This is a genomic window from Mycobacterium bourgelatii, assembly GCF_010723575.1.
Lineage (GTDB): Bacteria > Actinomycetota > Actinomycetes > Mycobacteriales > Mycobacteriaceae > Mycobacterium > Mycobacterium bourgelatii.
The window spans coordinates 679,823-702,313 of the sequence record NZ_BLKZ01000001.1 but is presented as its reverse complement, the minus strand read 5'-3'; the positions used below and the strand labels follow the sequence as shown (position 1 = coordinate 702,313).

Annotated in this window: 25 protein-coding genes; 6 read left to right on the top strand and 19 right to left on the bottom strand. The window is 67.5% G+C overall.

Translation table 11 applies throughout. The annotated features are described in order from the left end of the window. On the top strand, positions 1 to 933 hold the full coding sequence (locus G6N68_RS03250) for an MBL fold metallo-hydrolase (RefSeq protein ID WP_163707805.1): 933 nt from the start codon (positions 1 to 3) through the stop codon (positions 931 to 933). Here G6N68_RS03250 and G6N68_RS03245 read toward each other — a convergent pair. The 3 genes from G6N68_RS03245 to G6N68_RS03235 all read right to left on the bottom strand — a co-directional run bounded on the left by G6N68_RS03245 (position 913) and on the right by G6N68_RS03235 (position 3,625). Next, on the bottom strand, positions 913 to 2,136 hold the full coding sequence (locus tag G6N68_RS03245; RefSeq protein WP_163707802.1) for a cytochrome P450: 1,224 nt from the start codon (positions 2,134 to 2,136) through the stop codon (positions 913 to 915). The genes G6N68_RS03250 and G6N68_RS03245 overlap by 21 nt on opposite strands. After that, positions 2,133 to 2,675 (bottom strand): TetR/AcrR family transcriptional regulator, encoded by a 543-nt coding sequence (locus tag G6N68_RS03240; protein ID WP_163707799.1) that lies wholly within the window; start codon positions 2,673 to 2,675, stop codon positions 2,133 to 2,135. The genes G6N68_RS03245 and G6N68_RS03240 overlap by 4 nt, the downstream gene beginning before the upstream one ends. A gap of 86 nt (positions 2,676 to 2,761) precedes the next feature. Beyond that, positions 2,762 to 3,625: a helix-turn-helix transcriptional regulator gene (locus G6N68_RS03235; protein ID WP_163707796.1), complete on the bottom strand. Its 864-nt coding sequence runs from the start codon at positions 3,623 to 3,625 to the stop codon at positions 2,762 to 2,764. A gap of 74 nt (positions 3,626 to 3,699) precedes the next feature. On the opposite strand from G6N68_RS03235, the gene G6N68_RS03230 reads away from it, so the two are divergent. Next, the gene (locus G6N68_RS03230) at positions 3,700 to 4,347 is read left to right on the top strand and encodes a class I SAM-dependent methyltransferase (RefSeq protein WP_371871528.1); all 648 of its coding nucleotides are present in this window, start codon (positions 3,700 to 3,702) and stop codon (positions 4,345 to 4,347) included. A gap of 124 nt (positions 4,348 to 4,471) precedes the next feature. On the opposite strand, the gene G6N68_RS03225 is transcribed toward G6N68_RS03230, so the two are convergent. Continuing rightward, a complete protein-coding gene (locus tag G6N68_RS03225; RefSeq protein ID WP_163707790.1) occupies positions 4,472 to 5,290 on the bottom strand; it encodes an SDR family NAD(P)-dependent oxidoreductase in 819 nt (272 codons plus the stop codon). A gap of 100 nt (positions 5,291 to 5,390) precedes the next feature. Between G6N68_RS03225 and G6N68_RS03220 the strand changes: the two genes are divergently transcribed. Together G6N68_RS03220 and G6N68_RS03215 are read left to right on the top strand one after the other, a co-directional pair. Then, positions 5,391 to 6,347, top strand: a complete 957-nt coding sequence (locus tag G6N68_RS03220) for a class I SAM-dependent methyltransferase (protein WP_163707787.1) — start codon at positions 5,391 to 5,393, stop codon at positions 6,345 to 6,347. A 23-nt stretch (positions 6,348 to 6,370) separates the two neighbouring features. Further along, a complete protein-coding gene (locus tag G6N68_RS03215; protein WP_163707784.1) occupies positions 6,371 to 7,285 on the top strand; it encodes a class I SAM-dependent methyltransferase in 915 nt (304 codons plus the stop codon). Between the two features lie 8 nt (positions 7,286 to 7,293). Here G6N68_RS03215 and sppA read toward each other — a convergent pair whose 3' ends face one another. Next, entirely contained in the window at positions 7,294 to 9,051 is a 1,758-nt protein-coding gene (gene sppA, locus G6N68_RS03210; protein ID WP_163707782.1) for a signal peptide peptidase SppA, read from the bottom strand. 41 nt (positions 9,052 to 9,092) lie between these two features. On the opposite strand from sppA, the gene G6N68_RS03205 reads away from it, so the two are divergent. Continuing rightward, positions 9,093 to 10,037, top strand: coding sequence for an LLM class flavin-dependent oxidoreductase (locus G6N68_RS03205; RefSeq protein ID WP_163707779.1), 945 nt, complete (start codon positions 9,093 to 9,095; stop codon positions 10,035 to 10,037). Between the two features lie 69 nt (positions 10,038 to 10,106). Here the strand turns inward: G6N68_RS03205 and rplO are convergent, their stop codons facing one another. The 10 genes from rplO to rplN all read right to left on the bottom strand — a co-directional run bounded on the left by rplO (position 10,107) and on the right by rplN (position 14,271). Next, on the bottom strand, positions 10,107 to 10,547 hold the full coding sequence (gene rplO, locus G6N68_RS03200) for a 50S ribosomal protein L15 (RefSeq protein WP_163707776.1): 441 nt from the start codon (positions 10,545 to 10,547) through the stop codon (positions 10,107 to 10,109). Beyond that, complete coding sequence (gene rpmD / locus G6N68_RS03195; protein ID WP_163707773.1) at positions 10,544 to 10,726, bottom strand: 50S ribosomal protein L30; 183 nt, start codon at positions 10,724 to 10,726, stop codon at positions 10,544 to 10,546. The genes rplO and rpmD overlap by 4 nt, the downstream gene beginning before the upstream one ends. Positions 10,727 to 10,728: 2 nt before the next feature. After that, complete coding sequence (gene rpsE / locus G6N68_RS03190) at positions 10,729 to 11,418, bottom strand: 30S ribosomal protein S5 (protein WP_163707769.1); 690 nt, start codon at positions 11,416 to 11,418, stop codon at positions 10,729 to 10,731. A gap of 19 nt (positions 11,419 to 11,437) precedes the next feature. Next, positions 11,438 to 11,806, bottom strand: a complete 369-nt coding sequence (gene rplR / locus G6N68_RS03185; RefSeq protein ID WP_163707766.1) for a 50S ribosomal protein L18 — start codon at positions 11,804 to 11,806, stop codon at positions 11,438 to 11,440. A gap of 2 nt (positions 11,807 to 11,808) precedes the next feature. Next, positions 11,809 to 12,348, bottom strand: a complete 540-nt coding sequence (gene rplF / locus G6N68_RS03180; RefSeq protein ID WP_163707763.1) for a 50S ribosomal protein L6 — start codon at positions 12,346 to 12,348, stop codon at positions 11,809 to 11,811. Between the two features lie 12 nt (positions 12,349 to 12,360). Then, positions 12,361 to 12,759 (bottom strand): 30S ribosomal protein S8, encoded by a 399-nt coding sequence (gene rpsH, locus G6N68_RS03175; RefSeq protein ID WP_163707759.1) that lies wholly within the window; start codon positions 12,757 to 12,759, stop codon positions 12,361 to 12,363. A 72-nt stretch (positions 12,760 to 12,831) separates the two neighbouring features. Then, a complete protein-coding gene (locus tag G6N68_RS03170) occupies positions 12,832 to 13,017 on the bottom strand; it encodes a type Z 30S ribosomal protein S14 (protein WP_069417601.1) in 186 nt (61 codons plus the stop codon). 4 nt (positions 13,018 to 13,021) lie between these two features. Continuing rightward, entirely contained in the window at positions 13,022 to 13,585 is a 564-nt protein-coding gene (rplE, locus tag G6N68_RS03165) for a 50S ribosomal protein L5 (RefSeq protein WP_163707755.1), read from the bottom strand. Further along, positions 13,585 to 13,902, bottom strand: coding sequence for a 50S ribosomal protein L24 (rplX, locus tag G6N68_RS03160; protein ID WP_069417603.1), 318 nt, complete (start codon positions 13,900 to 13,902; stop codon positions 13,585 to 13,587). Before rplX ends, rplE begins: the two co-directional genes overlap by 1 nt. Next, a complete protein-coding gene (gene rplN, locus G6N68_RS03155; RefSeq protein WP_003403649.1) occupies positions 13,903 to 14,271 on the bottom strand; it encodes a 50S ribosomal protein L14 in 369 nt (122 codons plus the stop codon). Between the two features lie 611 nt (positions 14,272 to 14,882). Here rplN and G6N68_RS03150 point away from each other — a divergent pair. Next, positions 14,883 to 18,464 (top strand): PE family protein, encoded by a 3,582-nt coding sequence (locus G6N68_RS03150; RefSeq protein ID WP_163707752.1) that lies wholly within the window; start codon positions 14,883 to 14,885, stop codon positions 18,462 to 18,464. 24 nt (positions 18,465 to 18,488) lie between these two features. Here G6N68_RS03150 and G6N68_RS03145 read toward each other — a convergent pair whose 3' ends face one another. The 4 genes from G6N68_RS03145 to G6N68_RS03130 form a co-directional block, all read right to left on the bottom strand. Next, entirely contained in the window at positions 18,489 to 19,445 is a 957-nt protein-coding gene (locus tag G6N68_RS03145; RefSeq protein WP_240355347.1) for a DUF4436 domain-containing protein, read from the bottom strand. A 56-nt stretch (positions 19,446 to 19,501) separates the two neighbouring features. Continuing rightward, the gene (locus G6N68_RS03140; protein ID WP_163707749.1) at positions 19,502 to 20,401 is read right to left on the bottom strand and encodes a formylglycine-generating enzyme family protein; all 900 of its coding nucleotides are present in this window, start codon (positions 20,399 to 20,401) and stop codon (positions 19,502 to 19,504) included. Further along, the gene (locus G6N68_RS03135) at positions 20,402 to 21,319 is read right to left on the bottom strand and encodes a DUF4436 domain-containing protein (protein WP_163707747.1); all 918 of its coding nucleotides are present in this window, start codon (positions 21,317 to 21,319) and stop codon (positions 20,402 to 20,404) included. Positions 21,320 to 21,530: 211 nt separating this feature from the next. Continuing rightward, on the bottom strand, positions 21,531 to 22,478 hold the full coding sequence (locus tag G6N68_RS03130) for a DUF4436 domain-containing protein (RefSeq protein WP_371871527.1): 948 nt from the start codon (positions 22,476 to 22,478) through the stop codon (positions 21,531 to 21,533). Positions 22,479 to 22,491 lie beyond the last annotated feature (13 nt).

Here is a 22,491-nt window from a genome sequence, read left to right as displayed (position 1 = left end):
ATGAACCGAATCCAGATGGGGCGCGCCAGCGTCACCCGGGTGCTGGAGCTGCGCTTCGACCTGCCGACCCGCACCTTCCCGCACACGCCTCCATCGGGTTGGCGCGACCACGCCGACCTCTTGGTTCCGGACTTCTTCGATCCCGACGCCAACCTGTGGCACGTCGCGATCCAGAGCTGGGTCATCGAGGTCGACGGGCTGACCGTGGTGGTGGATACCGGTGTCGGGAATGACCGCTCGCGCCCGCACATGCCGCCGTTGGATCACCTGCGGACCGGGTTCCTCAATGCGTTGCGGTCGGCGGGCGTGAACCGCAACGCCGTCGACGTGGTGATCAACACCCACGTCCACTCCGACCACGTCGGGTGGAACACGATGCTGGAGAACGGCGCATGGGTGCCGACGTTTCCCAACGCCCGCTACCTGGTGCCCGCACCCGACTACCAACACTTTCACCCAGACGGGACCGCCGCGCGTCAGTCGCCGCGCAACGAACAAGAGGAACTCGCGCGGCGCGGCGATCGGTTGGTGTTCGAGGACAGCGTCGTACCGGTCGACGAGGCGGGACAGGTCGTGCAATGGTCCGATGACTACCAGATCAGCCCGTCGCTACGACTGCGACTGGCGCCGGGACACACGCCCGGTTCGTCGGTGCTGTGGCTGGACGCGGGCGAGCCGGCGGTCTTCGTCGGCGACCTCACGCACAGCCCGCTGCAGGTGCGTCGACCCGGCGACGCGTGCGCCTTCGACATCGACGCATCCGCGGCGGCGGCCACCCGCCACCGCATCTTCACCGAGGCCGCACGCGCCGGGGCCACCGTCATCCCCGCGCACTATCCCGGTCGTGGCGGCGCGAGGCTGCGCGCCGTCGACGACCACTTCGACGTCGATCAGTGGCTAGACATCGAGCCGCTACAGGCGGATCGGCAGTGAGTCGTAGACGGTCATGTTGTTGGTCAGGTTGGGCAACGTCATGGTCGGCTCGCCGATCTCGATGTCGTTGGTGTGCAACAGGATTTCGTCAAGCGCGGCCCTGACCTCGGCGCGCGCCAGCATCGCGCCCAGGCAGTGATGGGCACCGCCGCCGCCGAATGACTGGTGTGGGTTGGGATCCCGCCGGATGTCGAAGCGGTAGGGATCCTCGAACACATCCTCGTCGCGGTTCGCCGAGCGCAACATCGTCACCACGCGCGCGCCCTCGGGGATCATCGTGTCCCCCAACACGACGTCCTTGGTTGCGCCCCGCACCCAGAACATGATGGGCGTGGAATACCGGATCACCTCTTCGACCGCCGTGTGCCGCGCCCCAGGCTCGGACCGATAAATCGCGATCTGATCCGGGTTGGCCACAAAGGCCCGGATGCCGTCGCACAACGCATTTCGCGTGGTGTCCGCGCCCGCCAACCCGAGAACGAAAAAGAAGATCTCAAGTTCGTTGGACGGGAGTAGGAAGCTCTCACCCGATGGGTCCGTGATCTTGGTGGTGCACAACACGCTCCAGATGTCGTCCTCGGGATGCTCACGTTTGCGGGCGGTCAGCGCGCTGGCGTACTGGAACAACTCCAGGAAGGGCTTGACGTCGCCTCCGTCGGGCACCAACATCTGTCCGCCCGTGGTTTTCACCACCAACTCGATCAGGCTGAACACGTGCGGCCGGTCCGATTCCGGGATGCCCACAATGTCACCAATCACCGAGATGGGCAGCCCGGCAGCCAGATCCACGAAATCTCCGCCGCCGGCCTCCAGCAATGCGCCGGCCAACGCCTTCGCGCGGTGGCGAATGCCGTCCTCCAATTTGGCCACCGCCCGCGGGGTGAACGCGCGCGTGATGACCCTGCGGCGCACGGTGTGATCGGGCGGGTCCAGGCTCACGATGGCCGGATAGGCGTCGAACAACGGCACGTCTTGGATCAACGGGCCGCGGGTCGCGGTGAACGATTCGTAATCCCGGTGCACCCGGGCAACGTCGGCGTGTTTGGTGCACACCCAGAATTCGCGTCCCACCGCCGATTTCACGTCGTCGGTGAGTCGCTGGTGGAAGACCGGGGTCTGCGCCCGCAGTTCGGCAAACAGATCGTCGGGGAATCGGGACGCCCAGATCGCCGGCTGCGCGAGGTCAACGGCCGTGTTGGTCATGAGTTCTCCGCCATCACATTACGCAGGCCCCCGAGGATCAGGCGCAACCCGTATCCGAATGCCCAGTCGCTCTGCGCGAGCTGCACCGAACCCAGCAGGTGGATGTACAAGGCTGCGTGCGCCGCTTCGAATTGCCTTTTCCGCAGGCCGCATTCGCCCAGGATGGCGCGTGCCGCTCGGTCCATCTCGGTGGCCGCGGCCGTGTGCGGGTGTTCCTGCAGCAGGGTGGCGATTCCCGGCACGTCGACGAGCACTTTTCGAGCGTTGGTGTACAGCGCGATCAACCGCGTTTCCCAATCCCCTTTTTGCGGCACCTCGATTTGAGCGAGCACCGATTCGATCAGCAAATCGAGCAATTCACGCTTGTCGCGCACGTGGTAGTAGACCGATGACGGAGCCGTACCGGCCTCGGCCGCCAGCGCGCGCATGGTGACCCGATCGACGCCGACGCGCTTCGCCAGTTGGTAAAGGTGCTTGGTCAGGTGCGCGCGATCCAGCGCGCCGTAGCGCAGCACCGGTGCCGTGGACGCAGCCTCCATGGGTCGCCATCCCCACTTTCGAACAGTGGCCGAATTCGAACAGTGTTCTGATTAGAGCAGCGTTCGGAGGCCTCCGTCAATCAGCGTCAGCCCTGCCTGATACGCCATTGCCGCGGCGAGAGGCCGTGCGTCCGGCTGAAGAGCCTGCTGAAGTATCCGGGATCGGCGATCCCGACCCGGCTGGCCACCTCCGCGACCGGTAGATCCGTTGCGGCCAGCAAGCCGCGAGCCTCGGCCATCCGACGTTCGATGATCCAATCGCCGACGGTGCGGCCGGTGCGCCGCCGCACGACGGTAGTCAGGTGTCCTGGCGTCACGCCGAGGTCGCGGGCCACGTCACGCAGCGACAGCCGTTCACCGAGCCGACGGTCGATCACGGCGAAAACGTCGGCCAGTAGCGGTTCTCCGCTACGCCGAAGATCGTCCACCACGTCGCGCGCCAAGCGCGCGAGTTCGATCAGCAGCAGCGTCAGATGCGCCAGCGCGGCCTGTCGGTAGCCTTCCTCTCCCCCGGCCAGCTCGGTTTCGATCGATCGGATCGCGTTGTCCCAAGTCGCTCGGCGTGCCAGGGGCACGTCCAAGCGCAGCATCCCCCCAGAATGTCCGTGCAAGAACGGGAAAAGTAGCGGATGCGCCCGCCACGCCGGCCACGGTGACCGGGCGTCTTCGCCTAGAGCGGCGGGGTCGAAGAACACCGCGACCCCCTCATCCAGCTGGTTCATCCGAGCGGGGTCGAGCACCGCACCAGCGGCCGCGACGTAGACCTGCCCGGCGGCGGGGACGTACCACAGGGCCGGGAAGTGATGGATGTGCCGCCCGCGCTCCGCGAGGTCGTCGGCGTCGCCGCTGCGTCGTCGGTGTACCGAGACCGGGGGTATGTCCGGGTCGGTGCGGTATTGATACACCGGCACGCCACCGCGGTAGCGGATGAGCCGAGCCGCTTGTGTCACCTAGTCGAAGATAGTCCAAGTATTCGCAATAATCACCCAATTACTCAGCAGTGCTACGAGTAAACATGGATAGTATGACCAAACATCATCCACATGACTATCTGCCGGCCGCCGGCCACGACGCGTTCCTGCCCGGTTACGACTTGCTCGCGCGCCTCATGGGCTTCAACGGCGTCTACCGGAAGCTCATCGAGCAGGCCGAACTCGCCCCCGGTCAGAGCGTTCTGGAAATCGGCTGCGGCACTGGTAATCTCACGATTCGCGCCAAGCGTTCCCAGCCCGCGGCGGAAGTGATCGGCAGCGACCCGGATCCGTTGGCGTTGCGTCGGGCGCAGCGAAAGGTGCGCGGGCTCAGCGGGATCCGCTTCGAGCGCGCCTACGCCCAACGCTTGCCGTTTGCCGACGGGGAATTCGACCGGGTGCTGTCGTCGATGATGCTGCACCATCTGGACAGCGATGCGAAGGCCGATGCGGCCGCAGAGGTTTTCCGGGTGCTGCGTCCAGGCGGCCGACTACACCTGGTCGACATCGGCGGCGACGCGGCCGAGCGCGGCGGCCTCGCGTCGCGGTTCATGCGGCACAGCCACCTCACCGCCGGGAACCTCGGGGACGCTATCCCCCGGTTGTTTGGTGAGGCGGGATTCGAGTGCACACAGGTCGCCACCCAACGGCACCGCGTATTCGGACAACTCGCCTACTATCGAGCCATCCGTTCCGGCTAGGGTCGGGCACTTCTTCCAATGCGCGTTGGGTGCGGCGCACATTCTTCGGCCAGCGGGTTGGCGTCATCATCAACCTCGAAGGGTTCCGGTTGCACGCCGCATTCATTGGGCCTTCATCGGAACGTCAATGCCTGTCGCCGCTCGGCTTGGTGGCCATGGCGGCAACGCCGGCGATGAAGGTGTCGAGGTCGGCGTTCTTGGCGTCAACGACCGCCTTCAGATCGGGCAGGTAGTGCTCGAACCGGTCGCTGCCCATCGCGGCGATGATGCCCGCGGCCACCTCCTCGGGCGCCACCTTGGGGCCTTGATACAACGGCTCGTCGTTGTCTGGCTGATCCCAGATCTCGGTGTCAACCGGGCCCGGCTGGATCAGCTTCACCGATACTCCGGTGCCCACGAGGTCCGCCGCGATCGCTTCGCTCCACCCACAAAGCGCGAATTTACTGGCACAGTACGCAGATTCGTGGAGTATGCCCATCCGGCCGGCCACACTCGCGACGTTGACGATCAGGCCCGAACGGCGCGCCAGCATCCGCGGTAGCAGGGCCATGGTCAGCCGCATTGGTGCGGTGAAATTGACCCGCATCACGGTCTCCACGTCGACGACATTGAGCTCTGTCACCGAGCGCCGCTTCGGGATGGCCGCGTTGTTCACCAACACATCGATACCTCGCAAGCCATGCCAGGCTTGCAACGCCAGCGGGCCATCCTTGGATGAGTCGGCCAGATCGGCAACCCACATTTGCGAGTCCGGCGAGTTCCTTTGGCAGTCGGCCAGGACATCGGCCAGCCTGTCCTGTCGACGTGCAATCAGCCCCACCACAGCGCCTTGCGCGGCCAACTGCCTGGCCAGCGCGGCTCCGACGCCCGACGAGGCGCCCGTGATGAGGACCCGCTTGCCGGCGGCCTGAAAGGCGCCTCCGCTCGGAATGGTTTGCGACATGCCCATCAAGGTAGCCACGGATCGACCCGAGTTGGAACTAATTGCGCCCGCTTGCTCGTTATGTTGGCTAAGTATCAGCGTCAAAGGATGGGGGCAGTACATGGCGGCCAGCGGCACCGTGAGATATGAGGGCGACACCTGGGACCTGGCATCCAGCGTCGGAGTCACCGCGACAATGGTCGCGGCGGCCCGCGCGGTCGCGACCCGGGCCGAAAACGCACTGATCAGCGACCCGTTCGCCGAACCGCTGGTCCGGGCGGTGGGCGTCGACATGCTCACCCGGTTGGCGACCGGGGAGTTGACGCCCGCGGAGATCGACGATGCGGATCGCCCGAATACCTCGATGGCCCGCATGGCCGACAACATGGCCATCCGCACCAAGTTCTTCGACGAGTTCTTCCTCGACGCGACCGGCGCCGGCATCAGACAGGCTGTCATCCTGGCTTCGGGGCTCGATTCGCGCGCCTACCGGTTGGACTGGCCCGCGGGGACTGTCGTCTACGAGATCGACCAGCCGAAGGTGATCGAGTTCAAGTCTCGCACCCTGGCTGAACTCAACGCCTCCCCCACCGCCGACCGTCGCACGGTCGCCGTCGACCTGCGTGAGGACTGGCCCGCCGCGCTCCGGGCGGCCGGGTTCGACCCGAGCCAACCGACCGCGTGGAGCGCCGAAGGCCTGCTGGGTTACCTGCCGCCGGAAGCCCAGGATCGGCTGTTGGACACGATCACCGAACTCAGTGCACCGGGCAGCCGGATCGCCACCGAAAGCATCCGCAATATCGATCCCGACCACGAGGAGCGGATGAAAGAGCGCATGAAGCACATCTCCGAGCGGTGGCGCTCGCAAGGTTTCGATTTCGACATGACCGGGCTGGTGTACTTCGGCGACCGCAACGAAGCCGCTGCCTACCTGGCCGACCACGGATGGTCGCTGACCGAGAACAACGCTCGGGACCTGTTGGCCGCGAACGGCCTTCCCCCCATCGAGGAGGAAGACGTGCCGATGCCCGACCTGTTCTACGTGAGCGGCACGCTAACCGACAAGCGGACCGGATAGCGGGCCCGCATAAGGTTACGTTCATGGCACGCACTCACGACGACAACTGGGATCTGGCGTCCAGCGTCGGCGTCACGGCGACGCTGGTCGCGTCCGGTCGCGCAATGGCGACCAAAGATCCTCGCGGCTTGATCAACGACCCCTACGCCGACCCGCTGGTGCGTGCGGTCGGCGTGGATTTCTTCATCAAGATGATGGATGGGGAGCTGGATCTCGCGGCGTTCGACAACAGTTCCCCGGCTCGCGCACAGGCGATGATCGATGGAATGGCGGTGCGCACCAAGTACTTCGACGACTACTTTGTCAACGCCACCAATGGGGGCATACGGCAGGCGGTGATATTGGCTTCCGGGTTGGATGCCCGCGCCTACCGGCTGCCGTGGCCGGAGGGGACCGTTGTCTACGAACTCGACCAGCCGAAAGTGATCGAGTTCAAGACAACGACTTTGGCAGGTATCGGCGCCGAGCCCACCGCGACCAGGCGCGCGATCCCCATCGATCTGCGCGGCGATTGGCCGACGGCGCTGCAGGAGGCCGGCCTGGACGCTACGGCGCCGACGGCCTGGTTGGCCGAAGGCCTGCTGATCTACCTGCCGCCCGAGGCCCAGGACCGGTTGTTCGACAACATCACCGCGCTCAGTGCTCCCGGGAGTACCATTGCGACCGAATTCGTGCCTGGCATAGTCGATTTCGATGTCGACCGGGCGCGGGAGATGAGCAGCTCGTTCCGCGAGTTTGGCCTGGACATCGACATGGCGTCGTTGGTGTACCCCGGCGAGCGCAACCACGTCGTCGACTATCTGCGCGCCAAGGGTTGGGACGTCGAGGGTGTCACGCGCACTGAGCTGTTCGAGCGCAACGGCATCCCTGTTCCCGCGTCGGAAGACGACGACCCGCTGGGCGAGATCATCTTCATCAGCGCCGCGTATCACGGCTGACGCACTGGTTAGAAGCGCGACTCCCCCAGCCACAGCACATTGGCGCCGCTGAGTGTCTCCTCCACCTGACCGATGAGCCCGGCGATCGAGCGGGTCACCAAGGCCTCCACCGAAATTCGCGGTCGCACCAGATCGAACAGCGACGGGCCCGGCACACCCACGAGGCGAACCTCGGTGTCCTCATCCAACCCGGCCAGTATCTTCGCCCGGCGCAACGCGGTACGAAAGCCACCGAGCTCGTCCACCAAGCCGCGTTCGAGGGCGTCGGCTCCGGTCCAGACCCGGCCACGCGCCACGGCATCGACGGCTTCCACGCTCAGGTTGCGGCCTTCGGCGACACGCTGGACGAAGTCGTTGTAGAACAGGTCCGCCTCGGCCTCCCGGCGCGCCTGTTGTTCCGGCGTGAACGGCGTGTCGATGGACCAGGCGTCGGCATTGGCGTTGGTGCGCACCGTATCTGACGCGACCCCCAGGCGGTCCTTCAGATCGCGCACCACCAGCTTGCCGGTGATCACCCCGATCGATCCGGTGATGGTGCCCGGATTCGCCACGATCGCATCGGCGGCCACGGAGACGTAGTAGCCACCGGACGCCGCGACGGAACCCATCGACGCCACCACCGGCTTGCCGCGCTGGCGTGCCCGTTTCACCTCGCGCCAGATCGTTTCCGATGCCGTGACCGAGCCGCCGGGACTGTCCACCCGCAGCACGACGGCCGACACCGACTCCTCGGCCGCTACCTCGCGTAGGGCAGCGGCAATGGTGTCACCACCGGCGTTCGAGGGGCCGATCGGTAGACCTTTCGGCCCACCTCGCCCGTTGACGATCGCACCTTCGACGGTGACGACCGCGATCGTCGGCTTGGACTTGCGCCCGGGCACCGACGGCACCGGCGGCGCCAGCCTAGATCGGGCTGAACTGGCGTAGCGCGCCAGAGATATTCGCGGCAGCTTGTCGTCGGTGTCGATCGACTCCGGTGAAATATCTTTTGCACCAGTCAACTCCGCGATCCGGAAGTAGGCTTCGTCGCGGAATCCGATGCGGTCGACCAGGCCGGAAGACACCGCGTCGTCCCGCAACAGCGGCGCCCGGTCGGCCAGTTCGTCAAGAACGGCGACATCGAGGTTGCGCGACTTCGCAACGGCCTGCCAAACCTGCTCCTGCAGACTCTCCAACATCCGGGTGACGGCTTCACGGTGCGCCTCGGTAAAGCCGTCTTCGGTGAAAACATTTGCGGCAGACTTGTATTCGCCCTTGGCGATGAACTGCGCCTCGATGCCCGCCTTGTTCAGCGCGTCGCGCAGGAACATCGCGGTGCCGGCGAAACCGACCAGCCCCACCTCACCCGAGGGCTGCACCCAGATCTCGCGGAAAGCCGACGCCAGGTAGTAGGACAGGGTGCCCGGGTAGGTTTCGGCCCAGGCCAGCGACGGCTTGACCGCGCTGAACGCCGCGATGGCCTCCCGTAACTCCTGAACGGCCGCGGCCGGGGAAGGTGGAAGCTGGACGCGGGCAATCAGTCCAGCGACGCGCGGATCCTCGGCGGCGCGGTGAATCGCCGCGACCGCGGCGCGCAGTGATATCTGCCTGTCACCACCGGAGAACAGGGTGAACGGGTCAAAGCTCGTCGTCTCCGGTGGCATGGACCGCAGGTTGAGCTCGAGCACGCAGCCGTTGGGTATGCCGTGGTGACGCGCCGTGTCGACGCGAGTGGCCAAGGCGCGCACGTCGTCTACACCCGGCAGAAAATCCAGAAAGGCAAACATAATAAGCCAGCCTACCGATCGGCCGCCGTACCGTGGTCAGCGTGAGGTTTTCCATTTCGATCCCCCAGCTCGATTCCGGGACCCCAAACGGCCCTGCCGGCTTCGACATCGAAGGACTTCGCTCGTATCTCACCCGCGCCGAGGAGCTCGGTTTCGAAGGCGGGTGGACACTCGAGCAGATCATCGGCGATACACCGCTGTTGGCGCCGCTGGAGCTGTTGGCCTATTCGGCGGCCTGCACGCAACGGTTGCGTCTGGGCGTTGCTGTGCTGGTGACGTCGCTGCACGATCCGCTGCAACTGGCCTCGGCCGTCACCACCATCGACCGGCTCAGCCACGGCCGACTGGACGTAGGCGTCGCACCCGGGGGTGGTCGTCGCAAATTCGCCGCCTTCGGGGTCGACAAGGACAGCTACGTCAGCTACTTCACCGAGGGGCTGCGATTGATGAAGGCGGCCTGGTCGGACGAACCGCGGGTGACCTTCCACGGCCGGTTCCGTGATGTCGACGACCTGCCCATCCAACCCAAACCGGTGCAGCGACCGCATCCGCCGATCTGGTTCGGGGCGCACGCGCCTAAAGCGCTGGCCCGGGCGGTGCGCCACGGTGATGGGTTCATGGGCGCGGGGTCCTCGACGACCGCTGATTTCGCCGCCGCCGTGCTGACCGTGCGCCGCGAACTCGCCGCCCAGGGCAAAGACCCCGCGACCTTCACGATCGGCAAACGCGTCTATCTGATGATCGACCACGACGCCGACCGGGCCCGCGAACGGGTGATGGCCGGACTGCGTCGCATCTACGGCAAAATGTCCGGTATCGAGTCGGTGTCGGTGTCGGGTACCCCCGACGACGTGGTCCGCGGGCTGCAGGACGTCGTCTCCGCGGGCGCGCAGATGCTGCTACTCAATCCCGTTGGGGCCACGGTCGCGGAAGACCGTGAGCAAATGGAACGCCTGGCCGCAGAAGTGATTCCGCGCCTCACCTAATGCCGCACAGACGCGAAAGCCCCAGTTTCGGGCACGAAACCGGGGCTCTTGCGTTTGCTCGGCGGAGAACTACAGCTCGGTGGCCGAGCCGCCGGCGGCAGTGATCTTCTCGCGCGCGCTGCCGCTGAACTTGTGCGCGGTCACCGCGACGTTCACGGTCAGCTTGCCGTCACCGAGGACCTTCACCAGAGAGTTCTTGCGGACGGCGCCTTTGGCCACCAGCTCGTCGACACCGACGGTGCCGCCCTCCGGGAACAGCCGGTTGATGTCACCGACGTTGACGACCTCGTACTCGGTGCGGAAGCGGTTACGGAAACCCTTGAGCTTCGGCAGCCGCATGTGGATGGGCATCTGCCCACCCTCGAAGGTCACCGGCACATTCTTGCGGGCCCGGGTCCCCTTGGTACCGCGGCCCGCGGTCTTGCCCTTGGAGCCCTCACCGCGACCGACGCGGGTGCGCGGGGTCTTCGACCCGCGTGCGGGCTTCAGGTCGTGCAGCTTGATAGTCACTTGGCCTCCTCCACCTCGACGAGGTGGCTAACCACCGCGATGAGCCCGCGGGTCTGTGCGTTGTCCTCGCGGATCACCGAGTGCCGGATCTTTCGCAGACCCAGTGTGCGCAGGGTCTCGCGCTGCTTCCAGCGCGCACCGATGGTGCTGCGCACCTGGGTGATCTTCAGGTCTGCCATGGTTATGCCGTACCCTCCCGGGCAGCGCCCGAACTGTGAGCCGCAGCCAGCGCGTCACTTTCCCGTCGCGCCTTCAGCATGCCGGCGGGGGCAACATCCTCGATGGGCAGACCGCGGCGGGCGGCCACCTCCTCGGGACGCTGCAGCATCTTGAGGGCGGCGACGGTGGCGTGCACCACGTTGATGGCATTGTCGCTGCCCAGTGACTTCGCCAGGATGTCGTGCACCCCAGCGCATTCCAGCACCGCACGGGCCGCGCCGCCGGCGATCACACCGGTACCCGGGCTGGCCGGGCGCAGCAGCACCACGCCGGCCGCCGCCTCGCCCTGCACCGGGTGGGTGATGGTGCCGCCGATCAGGGGCACCCGGAAGAAGCCCTTGCGAGCCTCCTCGACGCCCTTGGCGATCGCCGCGGGAACTTCCTTGGCCTTGCCGTAGCCGACACCGACCATCCCCGCGCCGTCACCAACGATGACCAACGCGGTGAAGCTGAACCGTCGACCACCCTTGACCACCTTGGAGACGCGGTTGATGGCGACGACCCGTTCGAGGTAGTTGCTCTTGTCCCCGTCCCGGTCCCGGCCGCCACGGCCACCACCGTCGCGGCGGCCACGGCCGTCCCGCGAGTCGCGGCTGTCACGGCTGTCTTGGCCACGGCTGTCTGTCGGGCCGCCAGCCGATTGCTCCGCCATTATGCGGTCCTTCCGTTCATCAGAAACTCAATCCGTTCTCGCGGGCGGCGTCGGCCAGAGCCGCGATCCGTCCGCCGTAGGTGTACCCGCCGCGGTCGAAGACCACGGTGTCGATGCCGGCGGCCTTGGCGCGCTCGGCGATCAATTGCCCGACCCGCACGCTGCGGGCTTTTTTGTCTCCGTCCAGGCCGCGCACGTCGGCCTCGATCGACGATGCGGCGGCCACGGTGGTGCCGTTCTGGTCGTTCACGAGCTGCACGTGAATGTGCCGCGAAGAGCGGTGCACTACCAACCGGGGGCGTTGCCCGGTGCCGGCGACCTTCTTGCGCAGCCGCGCGTGCCGACGCAGCCGGGAAACCCGTCGTGTTGCCGAAACAGATTGCGCCATAACTACTTACCTGTCTTTCCGACCTTGCGGCGGATCTGCTCGCCTTCGTAGCGCACGCCCTTGCCCTTGTAGGGGTCGGGACGGCGCAGGCGACGGATATTCGCCGAGATCTGACCGACCTTCTGCTTGTCGATCCCCGAGACCGTGAACTTCGTCGGTGCTTGCACCGCGAACGTGATGCCTTCGGGGGCCTCGATCACCACCGGGTGGCTGTATCCGAGCGCGAACTCCAGATTGCTGCCCTTTTGCTGGACGCGGTAGCCGACGCCGTGGATCTCCATCTTGGTGGTGTAACCCTCCGTCACACCGGTGACCAGGTTGGCCAGCAGGGTGCGGGACAGCCCGTGCAGCGAACGGCTGCGCCGGTCGTCGTCGGGACGGGTGACCACGATCGCGCCATCCTCGTTGCGCGCGACCTTGATCGGCTCGGCCACGGTCAGCTCCAGGGTGCCCTTGGGTCCCTTCACCGAGACATTCTGACCATCGATCGTTACGTCGACCCCGGCGGGAACCGGGACCGGTTGCTTACCAATGCGAGACATGGTTATTCCCTCTCACCAAACGTATGCGAGGACTTCGCCGCCCACGCCCTGTCTGGCTGCCTGACGGTCAGTGAGGAGACCCGAGGACGTCGAAATGATTGCGACGCCAAGGCCGCCGAGCACTCGCGGCAGGTTGGTGGATTTCGCGTACACCCGCAGGCCAGGCTTGGACACCCGCTTCAAGCCGGCGATGCTGCGCTCGCGGCTGGGCCCGTACTTGAGCTGCACCACCAGCGACTTGCCCACCCGAGCATCCTCGGTGCGGAAGTCGGTGATGTAGCCCTCGTTCTTCAGGATCTGGGCGATGTTGGCCTTCAGCTTGGAGTGCGGCAAGCGCACCTCGTCGTGGTACGCCGAGTTGGCGTTGCGCAGACGGGTCAAGAAGTCTGCGATTGGATCCGTCATAGTCATCGAGCGCTGCTCCTCTTCATCGCTACGCTCTGCATCGTCGTCATCGCGGTCATGGTTAGTCCCTGTGTCCTGTCACCAGCTGCTCTTCTGCACGCCGGGCAATTCGCCCGCATGCGCCATCTCGCGCAGGCAGATCCGGCACAGCCCGAACTTGCGGAATACCGCGCGCGGGCGACCGCACTTGCTGCAGCGGGTGTAGCCGCGCACCGCAAACTTCGGCTTGCGTTGCGCCTTGTTGACCAGTGCTTTCTTTGCCATCTGCTCAGTTCTCCTTGAAGGGAAAGCCGAGGGCCCGCAACAGCGCTCGTCCTTCGTCGTCGTTCGTCGCCGAGGTGACTACGTTGATGTCCATGCCGCGGACTCGGTCGATCTTGTCCACATCGATCTCGTGGAACACCGATTGCTCGGCCAGCCCGAAGGTGTAGTTGCCGACCCCGTCGAACTGCTTGGGCGACAAGCCGCGGAAGTCGCGGATACGAGGCAGCGCGATCGAGGTCAGTCGGTCGAGGAACTCCCACATCCGGTCGCCGCGCAGCGTCACGCGCACACCCACCGGCATGCCCTCGCGCAACTTGAACTGTGCGATCGACTTGCGCGCGCGGCGAATCTCCGGCCGCTGCCCGGTGATCAGCGCCAGGTCGTTGACCGCGCCGTTGATCAGCTTGGCATCGCGGGCGGCCTCGCCGACGCCCATGTTGACCACAACCTTCGTCACCGTCGGGACCTGCATGACGTTGGCGTAGTTGAACTGCTGTTGCAGCGCGTCCCGGATCTCGTTGCGGTAGCGCAGCTTCAGGCGCGGCTGAACTTTCTCTGCAGTAGTCATCAGATGTCCTTGCCGTTGCGCTTCGAGATGCGAACCCGCTTACCGGTTTCCTCGTCGACGCGGTAACCGATCCGGGTGGGCTTGCCGTCGGAGTCGACGACCATCACGTTCGACACGTGAATCGGCGCCTCCTGGGTGACGATGCCGCCGGACTGCGCGCCGCGCTGGTTGGCCGAAACCGCGGTGTGCTTCTTGATCCGGTTGACACCTTCGACGAGCACCCGGTTGCGGCTTGGGTAAGCCTGCAGCACTTTGCCTTTGGCGCCCTTGTCCTTACCCGCGATGACCAGCACGGTGTCGCCTTTGTGGACCTTCATCTACAACACCTCCGGGGCGAGCGAGATGATCTTCATGAACCGCTTCTCGCGCAGTTCACGCCCGACCGGCCCAAAGATGCGCGTCCCGCGCGGGTCGTTGTCGGGCTTGATGATCACTGCCGCGTTCTCATCGAACTTGATGTAACTGCCATCGGGCCGGCGGCGCTCCTTGACCGTGCGCACCACGACCGCCTTGACGACGTCCCCACGCTTGACGTTGCCGCCGGGGATGGCGTCTTTGACGGTGGCGACGATGACGTCACCGATGCCGGCGTAGCGTCGCGACGAGCCGCCGAGCACACGGATGCACAAGATCTCCTTGGCGCCGGTGTTATCGGCGACCTTCAGCCGCGATTCCTGCTGAATCACTAGATCTCCTGACCTGTTTTCTGACGTGTGCACGGCAGGAAAAACTCACCTGACGTGCGCGGTCTGTTTGTCGTCGAAGGGCACGCAGGGCCAGCGAACCGGCCGAGGTCTGCCCAAGGCAACCCCTAGAGTCTAGGGGAAGGCCAGCCCAGCGCCAAATTCGGCCGATCTTCAATTCGACCGTCGAGACGTTGCCCGCTCCCCGGCGAGGCACAGCTGTGCGACCGAGGCGGCACGGTCCATTATCCGTCAGCGCATTTATGTTTCGCGTCACCGTGTTTCTATGAAATACCGCGGTGCTTTCACGGCGCTTCTTGCGCCTGGAAAATACGCGGCCCGAAACTCGGGACGGGCGCGAAATCCACCGAGTCCAGCATTGCTGTCGGCGCTCTAACCGCAGCTAGAACGCATAAGCAAGCGTTACCGGAATCGTTGCGGCGGGGGCGCGACCGCACCGGTGGTCCGCCCACTTGGTTTTACCCCACAAAACCTCTGGCGTTGCCCGTCAATCGAATTCGGCAACGAAATGCACCGGCCCGACCGTGGCACTGTGACCGCAGCTACGTAGCCAGTCTTTCGACGTCGTGTCCTATGCCGATGAGCGGAGCCCCATGTCGACCTTTGTGACTGCAGTACCCGAGACGTTCGCGACGGCCACCCAGGAGTTGAGCCGAATCGGATCTACGCTCGCTGCAGCCAACGCGGCGGCGGCCGGTTCCACCACCCAAGTGCTGGCTGCGGGGGCCGACGAGGTGTCAGTGGCCATCTCCGCGCTGTTCGGCGGCTTCGCTCACGATTACCAGGCGCTCACCAGGGATGTTGCGCTGTTCCACGATCAGTTTGTGCGGACCTTGGCCTCGGGCGGGTCGGCGTACGGCCTCGCCGAGGCCGCCAACGCCGCGCCCCTGCAGGCACTCGAACGGTCCGTCCTCGGCGTGATCAATGCGCCCACCGAATTCCTGCTCGGGCGTCCACTCATCGGAGACGGCGCCGCCGGCACCGCGGCAAGCCCCAACGGGCAACCCGGCGGCCTGTTGTGGGGTAACGGAGGCAACGGTTACGACGGCCGCGGCGGCCACGGCGGGGCGGCCGGGCTGATCGGAAATGGCGGGACCGGAGGTGCGGGTGCGGTCGGCGCCATCGGCGGAACGGGCGGCACCGGCGGATTGTTGTTCGGCAATGGCGGTGCCGGTGGCGTCGGCGGGGCCGGCGCGGCGGGAGGCGCCGGGGGCTCCGCGGTCCTGTTCGGCAGCGGCGGTGTTGGCGGCACCGGAGCGCCCGGGTTCGCCGGCGGATCCGGCGGCACGGGCGGTCTGCTGGTGGGCAACGGGGGTGCCGGCGGTGCTGGGGGTGCCGGCTTCGGCACCGGCGGGTCCGGCGGCACGGGTGGCGCCGGGGGTGCCAGCGGCTACCTGCTCGGCAACGGTGGCGCGGGCGGTGTCGGCGGTGACGGCGCCGCCGGGGCGCCCGGCCAGACCGGGGGGTCCGGCGGGGTGGGCGGCGCCGGGGGCGTCAGCAGGGCCCTCGCCTTCTCTGCCGGTGGCACCGGCGGGGCCGGCGGCACCGGCGGTGTCGGCGGATTTGGCGCCACGGGGGCCGCTGGTGGTTGGGCCGGTGGTGACGGCTTCGCCGGCGGCGTCGGCGGCGCGGGCGGCGTCGGCGGTGCCGCTCACGGCCTGTTCAGCCGCGGCGGGGTCGGCGGCCTGGGCGGCAACGGCGGTGCCGGCGGTGATGGCGGGACGGGCGGCGTCGGCCTGGGCTACGGCACGGTCGGCGGAAACGGCGGTCACGGAGCCACCGGCGGCGACGCCGGCGTCGGCGGCGCGGGGGGCGCCGGCGGGCTGTTGGGATTTGGCGGCAACGCCGGCAACGCCGGCGTGGGCGGAAACGGCGGGACCGGCGGATCGGGTGGCGCGGGCGATGTCGGCGCTTCGCGCGGGCCGGGCGGCGGCCTCGCGGCCGACGGCTATCGCGGCGGAACCGGCGGCAATGGCGGCGCCGGGGGCAACTCGAGTGCCGGCGGTTTCAACGGCTCCGGTGGCACCGGTGGAGCAGGCGGCGCGGGCGGTACCGGCGGTGTCGGCGGTGCGGACATCGGGACTGGTGCCGGTGGCGGTGGCCAGGGCGGCGCCGGTGGTGACGGAGGTACCGGCGGCGTGGCGGGTACCGGCGGAGGCGGCGGCGCGGTCGGCGCCGGTGGCCGGGCGGGTAGCGGCGGCGACGGCGGAGCGGGCGGCAGCGGATCCGCGGCGGCCTCGGCGGGCGACCTCGGTGGCGACGGCGGCTTCGGCGGTAAGGGCGGCCAGGGCGGCCAGGGTGGCAGCGCCGGGGGCGCAAACGGCATCAACGGATCTGGTGGCGCGGGCGGTTTCGGCGGTCAAGGCGGGGTCGGCGGGGCGGGCTACCACGGCGACGGCGTCAACGACACCACCGCGGGCGGCAGCGGTGGCCGGGGCGGCAGTGGCGGCGCCGGGGGTGCGGCCGGGGCGGTCGGCACCGGCGGCACGGTGGGCGCGGGCGGTCACGGGGGTAACGGGGGTGCAGGTGGAGCGGGTGGCACCGGAGCCGCCGCCGCTGACGCGGGCGACCTGGGCGGCAACGGGGCGGCCGGCGGCAAGGGCGGTCAGGGCGGCCAAGGCGGCAGCGCCGGAGGCACGACCGGCACCAGCGGGTCCGGCGGCGCCGGTGGTCTCGGCGGTCACGGCGGCGACGGTGGGACGGGCTACCACGACGACGGCAAAAACAACGCCACCGCCGGTGGCAACGGTGGCCGCGGCGGCAATGGCGGTACTGGCGGCGAGGCCGGTGGCGTCGGCACCGGCGGCGTGAAGGGACTCGACGGTACGGGCGGCGACGGCGGGCTCGGAGGTACCGGCGGCAGCGGCGCGACCGGAAAGGCCGGCTACGACGGCGGCCTCGGAGCAGCCGGCGGCCGGGGCGGCGACGGAGGTTCCGGCGGCACCACGGGCACCGGCGGCAACGGCGGTGCCGGCGGGCAAGGGGGTCAAGGCGGCAAGGGCGGCACCGACCTGGGCCAAGGCGGGGCCATAGCCCCGGCGGGCAGCCAAGGCGGCGCCGGTGGCCGGGGCGGCGACGGTGGGGACGGCGCCATCTGGGGCAATGGCGGCGCGGGCGAGCGCGGCGGCAACGGTGGCGCGGGCGCCAACGGGGCGGACTCGATCTACGTCGGCGGGCTCCCCGGCGCCGGTGACGCCGGCGGCCGCGGTGGCAACGGGGGCGTCGGCGGCGATGGCGGCAATTCCGGCTACGGCGGAGTCAACGGCGCCAGCGGCGCCGGCGGCGACGGCGGCGCCGGCGGCACCGGCGGTGCCGGTGTGCGAGCCGCGGCGCCCGCCGGTGGCGTCGGCGGGAACGGCGGCGACGGCGGGGCGGGCGGCAAGGCCGGGACAGGCGGCGCGTTCAGCGAAGTGGGCGGTGCCGGCGGCGACGGTGGCAAGGGCGGGACCGGCGGCGCCGCCATGCCGAACTACATCGACAGCGGTACATACGTCGGCGTACAGGGCGGCGCGGGCGGTAAGGGCGGGACCGGCGGCGCCGCCGGTACGGGCGACCTGTATGCGGCGGGCGGCAACGGTGGCCAAGGCGGTGACGGCGGCCGCGGCAGCGACATCACCCAGTCGAGTACCTCGGGCAGCGTGACCGGAGGCTACGGCGGGGTGGGCGGCGTCGGGGGGACCGGAGGTGCCAGCTCTGGCGGCATTCTGCAAAACGTCGCCGGTGCCGGCGGAACGGGCGGCACGGGCGGGGCCGGTGGGTCGGGCTCGCCTGGAAACGGAATCTTCAGCGGCGGGGGCGGCGGCAAGGGCGGCGTCGCCGGGACGGGTGGTGTAGGCGGCGCCGCGACCGGTCCGGGCGCGGTCGGTGGCGCGGGCGGGCAGGGCGGTGTCGGTGGCGTCGGCGGGGTTGGCGGCAACGCAATGCCGAGCACCGGCCTGCGTGGTGGCAACGGCGGTGCCGGTGGCGCCGGCGGCGTCGGCGGGGTGGGCGGCACCGGCACGACAAAAGGTCTGGCCGGCGACGGCGGGTTCGGCGGCTCCGGCGGTCACGGCGGAACCGGGGACGGAACCGTCGGCGCCGTGGGCAAGGTCGGCACGTCCGGCGACCCGGCTACGGGTGCTGCCGGTGGCAACGGCGGCACCGGCGGCACGGGCGGCCTGGGCGGCGGTAGGTAGGTCTTAGGCCGTCGATCCGCCGGGCTATTTCATCGCCCGATCTTTGTCCCGATACCACGCCACGATGTAGATCACCATGGCCGCGGCCAGGCCCAGCAACACCCAGATCACCAGGGCCTGGTCGATCCACGCGCCCGTCGGCGGCGAACCGGGAAGGAAGTTGCGCAACGGCACCACCGCGAACAGCATCGCGGCGTACCAGGTGCCGAAGGGCGGCACGAATGCCCGCCGCTGCGTGACCATCTGGATGGCGACGAACAACGCCAGCGCCGGCAGCGTGAGCAGGACCAGGCAGATTCCGATGTCGAAGAACAAGGGGCCGTTTGCCCGCTTCAAGGTGATGACCACGGCGTCGGGTCGGTGCGAGTTCGGATCGTCCTCGCCGACCCGGTCGAGAAAGATGTCGAATCCGTCTACCACGCCGTCCACTTCGACGCGGGCGTTCTCGTAGTGGGCGCTGTCGCCGGCCCCGGCCAGCCACTCGGCCTGGATGGGGTCGGTGGTGTAGGTATCGAAGGGCCAGTGCAGCGCGTCGCCGCGCGCGTCGATGGTCGCCTCGACCGGGTGCGGCGCTTTCCCCCTCTCGTACTCCAACTCGCCGAGGTCGCTCTGGGACACGAACCGCACGGCGGTATCGGCGGTCAGGCGGTGCAGCCGCGGATCCAAGATCGAGGCATCGGGCTTGAGCAACACCTTGACCCCGAGGCGCTGGTCCTTCGTGTCCAGTTTCTCTACGTGGATGACCACCAGGGTGTCGTCGGTGGTGCCCGCATTCACCTTCGGCAGCGGAGGCTGGGCCAGCCAGGTATAGCTGAGTATCAACACAATCCAGGCGACGGCGACACCGATGATGATGGAGGTATCGAGCACCAGGTGCTGACGCACCGTCATGTGTTTGGGCTCGGGGTGCTGCCCCGGCGTGGCCGGTGCCGGTTCGGGGTCGGCAGTCGACTCGCCGGGCGGCCGCGCATCTACCGACACGAGGTCAGATCGTAGCAACCGGGGGTGTTGCGGACAGCCGTCTCGTCACACCGTCGCTACCGGTGTTCGGCTTCGCTGGGATCCGCCACGCAGCGGAATCCGATGTGGGTGGTCGCGCTGTCTTGCGACTGCGGTGAACGCGCGGCCGGCCGGTAGCGGTGGCAGTACTCCGGCGCGCACAGGTGGGAGCCCCCCTTGAGGGTCTGGTTGATGGTCGGATCGGGCCGTCCCGATGGCGTGCAGCAGCCCTTCGGGGGTTGGTCTAGCCGGTGATGTCCGAAGTACTCGGTCGTCGTCCATTCCCACACGTTTCCGATCATGTCGGTCAGCCCAAAAGCGTTTCGCGGGAACGTGTCGACGGGCGAAGTCCCCACCCAGCCCAGCGCACCGTCATTGCGGTACGGAAACTTGCCCTGCCAAGTGTTGGCCATCAGCCGGCCATTGGGCTGAGGGTCGTCACCCCAGGCGTAAACCGTGGTGCTGCCGGCACGCGCCGCAAACTCCCACTCGGCCTCGGTCGGCAACCGCCTCCCGGCCCACCGGGCATAGGCCGCGGCGTCGGTATACGCCACCTGCACCACGGGGTGGTCGGCTTTGTCGGCAATATCGCTGTCCGGCCCAAAGGGCTGACGCCAGTGAGCACCCGGCACCCACTCCCACCATTGCCGCCAGTTGCGTAGGTCGACCGGCCCCGTCGTCGGCCGGAAGACCAGACCCCCTGGAACCAGGTCGGCGGGATCGGCACCGGGGTAAAGCGCCGGGTCGATCTGTTGCTCCGCGACCGTGACATAGCCTGTGGCAGCGACGAATTCAGCGAATTGTGCGTTGGTCACCGGGTGTCGCTCTATCGCGAAAGGGGCCACCGTCACGGTGTGGATCGGGGCCTCTTCCGGATAAAAGCTCGTCGATCCCATCCGGAACGTTCCGCCCGGGAGGTCAACCAGTTCAGTCAGCACCTAGTCAGATTGCCGGTACCAGCTGAACATGTACAAACCCATCGCCCCGACCAGACCGAGCAGCACCCAGAGCACCAGGGCCTGGTCCACCCACGCGCCCGGCTGCGGTGCGCCGGGCAAGAACGTGCGGATGGGTATGACCGCGAACAGCATCGCGGCGAACCAGGTGACGAACGGCGGCGCGAATTTCCGCTTGCCCAACGCGATCTGGATGGCCACCGCGAGCGCCAAGGTGGGCATTGCGAAAAGGACCAGCAGGAGGCCGAGGTCGAAGATCAGCGGGGCCTTCGACCTGTGCAGGGTGATGATGACGTCGTCGCGGGAGTCCGGGTTCTCGGTATCTGAGGGATCGTGGACGCGGGTGATCGTCGCGTCCCAATTCTCCAATTTTCCGGTCACTTCGACACGCGCCGGGATGTACTTGCGGGCATCGCCTTCCCCCACCAGCACATCGGCGGAGATGGGGTCGGTGCGGTAGGAATCGAACGGCCAGGTGGCGGGATTACCGTGCGCCTCGAGTGTGGTGGGCATTTGCGCCGGCGATTTGCCCGCCGGATACAGCAGGTCGCCCAGGTCGTTCTCCGGGTAGAAGCGGACGGCGGTGTCGGTCTTGAGCACTTGGAGGCGACTGTCGTACATGTCGTCTTCGGGGATCACCAGCACCTTCACCGAAAGACGCGGATTCGGAGTGGGCTTCATCTCCTCCAATCGGACCACCACCACGGTGTCCTCGGTGGTGCCCAAATCCGGCGGCGGAAGCGGGTCCCCGGCCTTGGCCAGGACGTGGAAGCCGAACAACGAAAGGGCGTAGACGGTAAGGAAGCCCAGCACCATCGCCAAGACGATCAGGACGCGACGTGTATCGCGGCGCGGTGGTGAAGATGTGGCGGGCGGAGAAGGAGGAGCACTAGTGGCCATCGGTCAACCAGCCCATCGCTTGTGAAGTCTGTTGGTAGATGAAAATGCCCGATGCGATGGTAGCGGACCCCTACCCACCGCGCGAGGGTGCGATCAATTCCAGCCCGATTCACGCGTTGGAACGATCAGCCCGCCGGCCCGTCAATGTCTCGGCCGAGAAGCGACGAATCTCTGTTTGCGAAAATATATTTCGGGCCTCGGGCCGCAACGCTCAGGTCTTCTTCTTTCGATCCCGGTGCCAGGCGAGGACATAAAGGAACATCGCAACAACGAGCGCGATCAACACCCACAACACCAGCGCCTGGTCGATCCACGAGCCCTGCGGCGGCGAGCCCGGAAGAAAGTTGCGCAGCGGGACGATGGCGAACAGCATCGCGGCGAACCACGTTGCAAACGGCGGCAGGAACGCGGCTCTACCCGACACCATCGGAATGGCCACCCACAACGCAAGTGCGGGCAAGGCGACCAGCACCAGGCATATGCCGGCATCGAAGATCAGCGTGCCCTTGGCCCGGTGCAGGGTGATGACGACGTTGTCCCTGCTGTCTGGGTCCGGATTGTCCGGGTCGTGAACGCGGGTGACGGTGGCGTCCCAACCGTCCAATGCCCCCACCACCTCGACGCGAGCGGTATCGACTCGGCGATCCGCGCCCTGACCGGTGAACACGTCAGCCGAAATGACATCCGTTGCGTAAGAGTCGAATGGCCAATTGGCCGGAGTGCCACGGGCTTCGATGCTTGTTGCAACCTGTCCGGGGACTTTTCCCACCGGGTACTGCAGGTCACCCAGGTCATTGGCCGGGTACAGACGCACCACGGCATCGGTGGTCAGATCGCCAAAGTTCTTGTCGTACAACGATTCCTTGGGATATACGAGAACGCTCACCGACAGGCGGTCGGCGACGGGCTTCAGCTCGCCGAGGCGCAACTGCACGATCGTGTCGTCTGCCGCGTACTTGCTGATGTCGACCGGAGGCAACGGAAGGCCGGATCTGCCCAGCAGGTGGACGCCAACCAGTGACAACGCATAGACCACCAGGAAGGTCAGCAGAAGCCCGGCGGTGACCAGTACGCGGCGTCGGCGCGACTGCGGCTGCGACTGCGGCGTGGGCGCTGATTCCGGTGGCGGGGGTGGCGCCTGGGGCACATCGGTGGTCACGGGGAGTTATCGC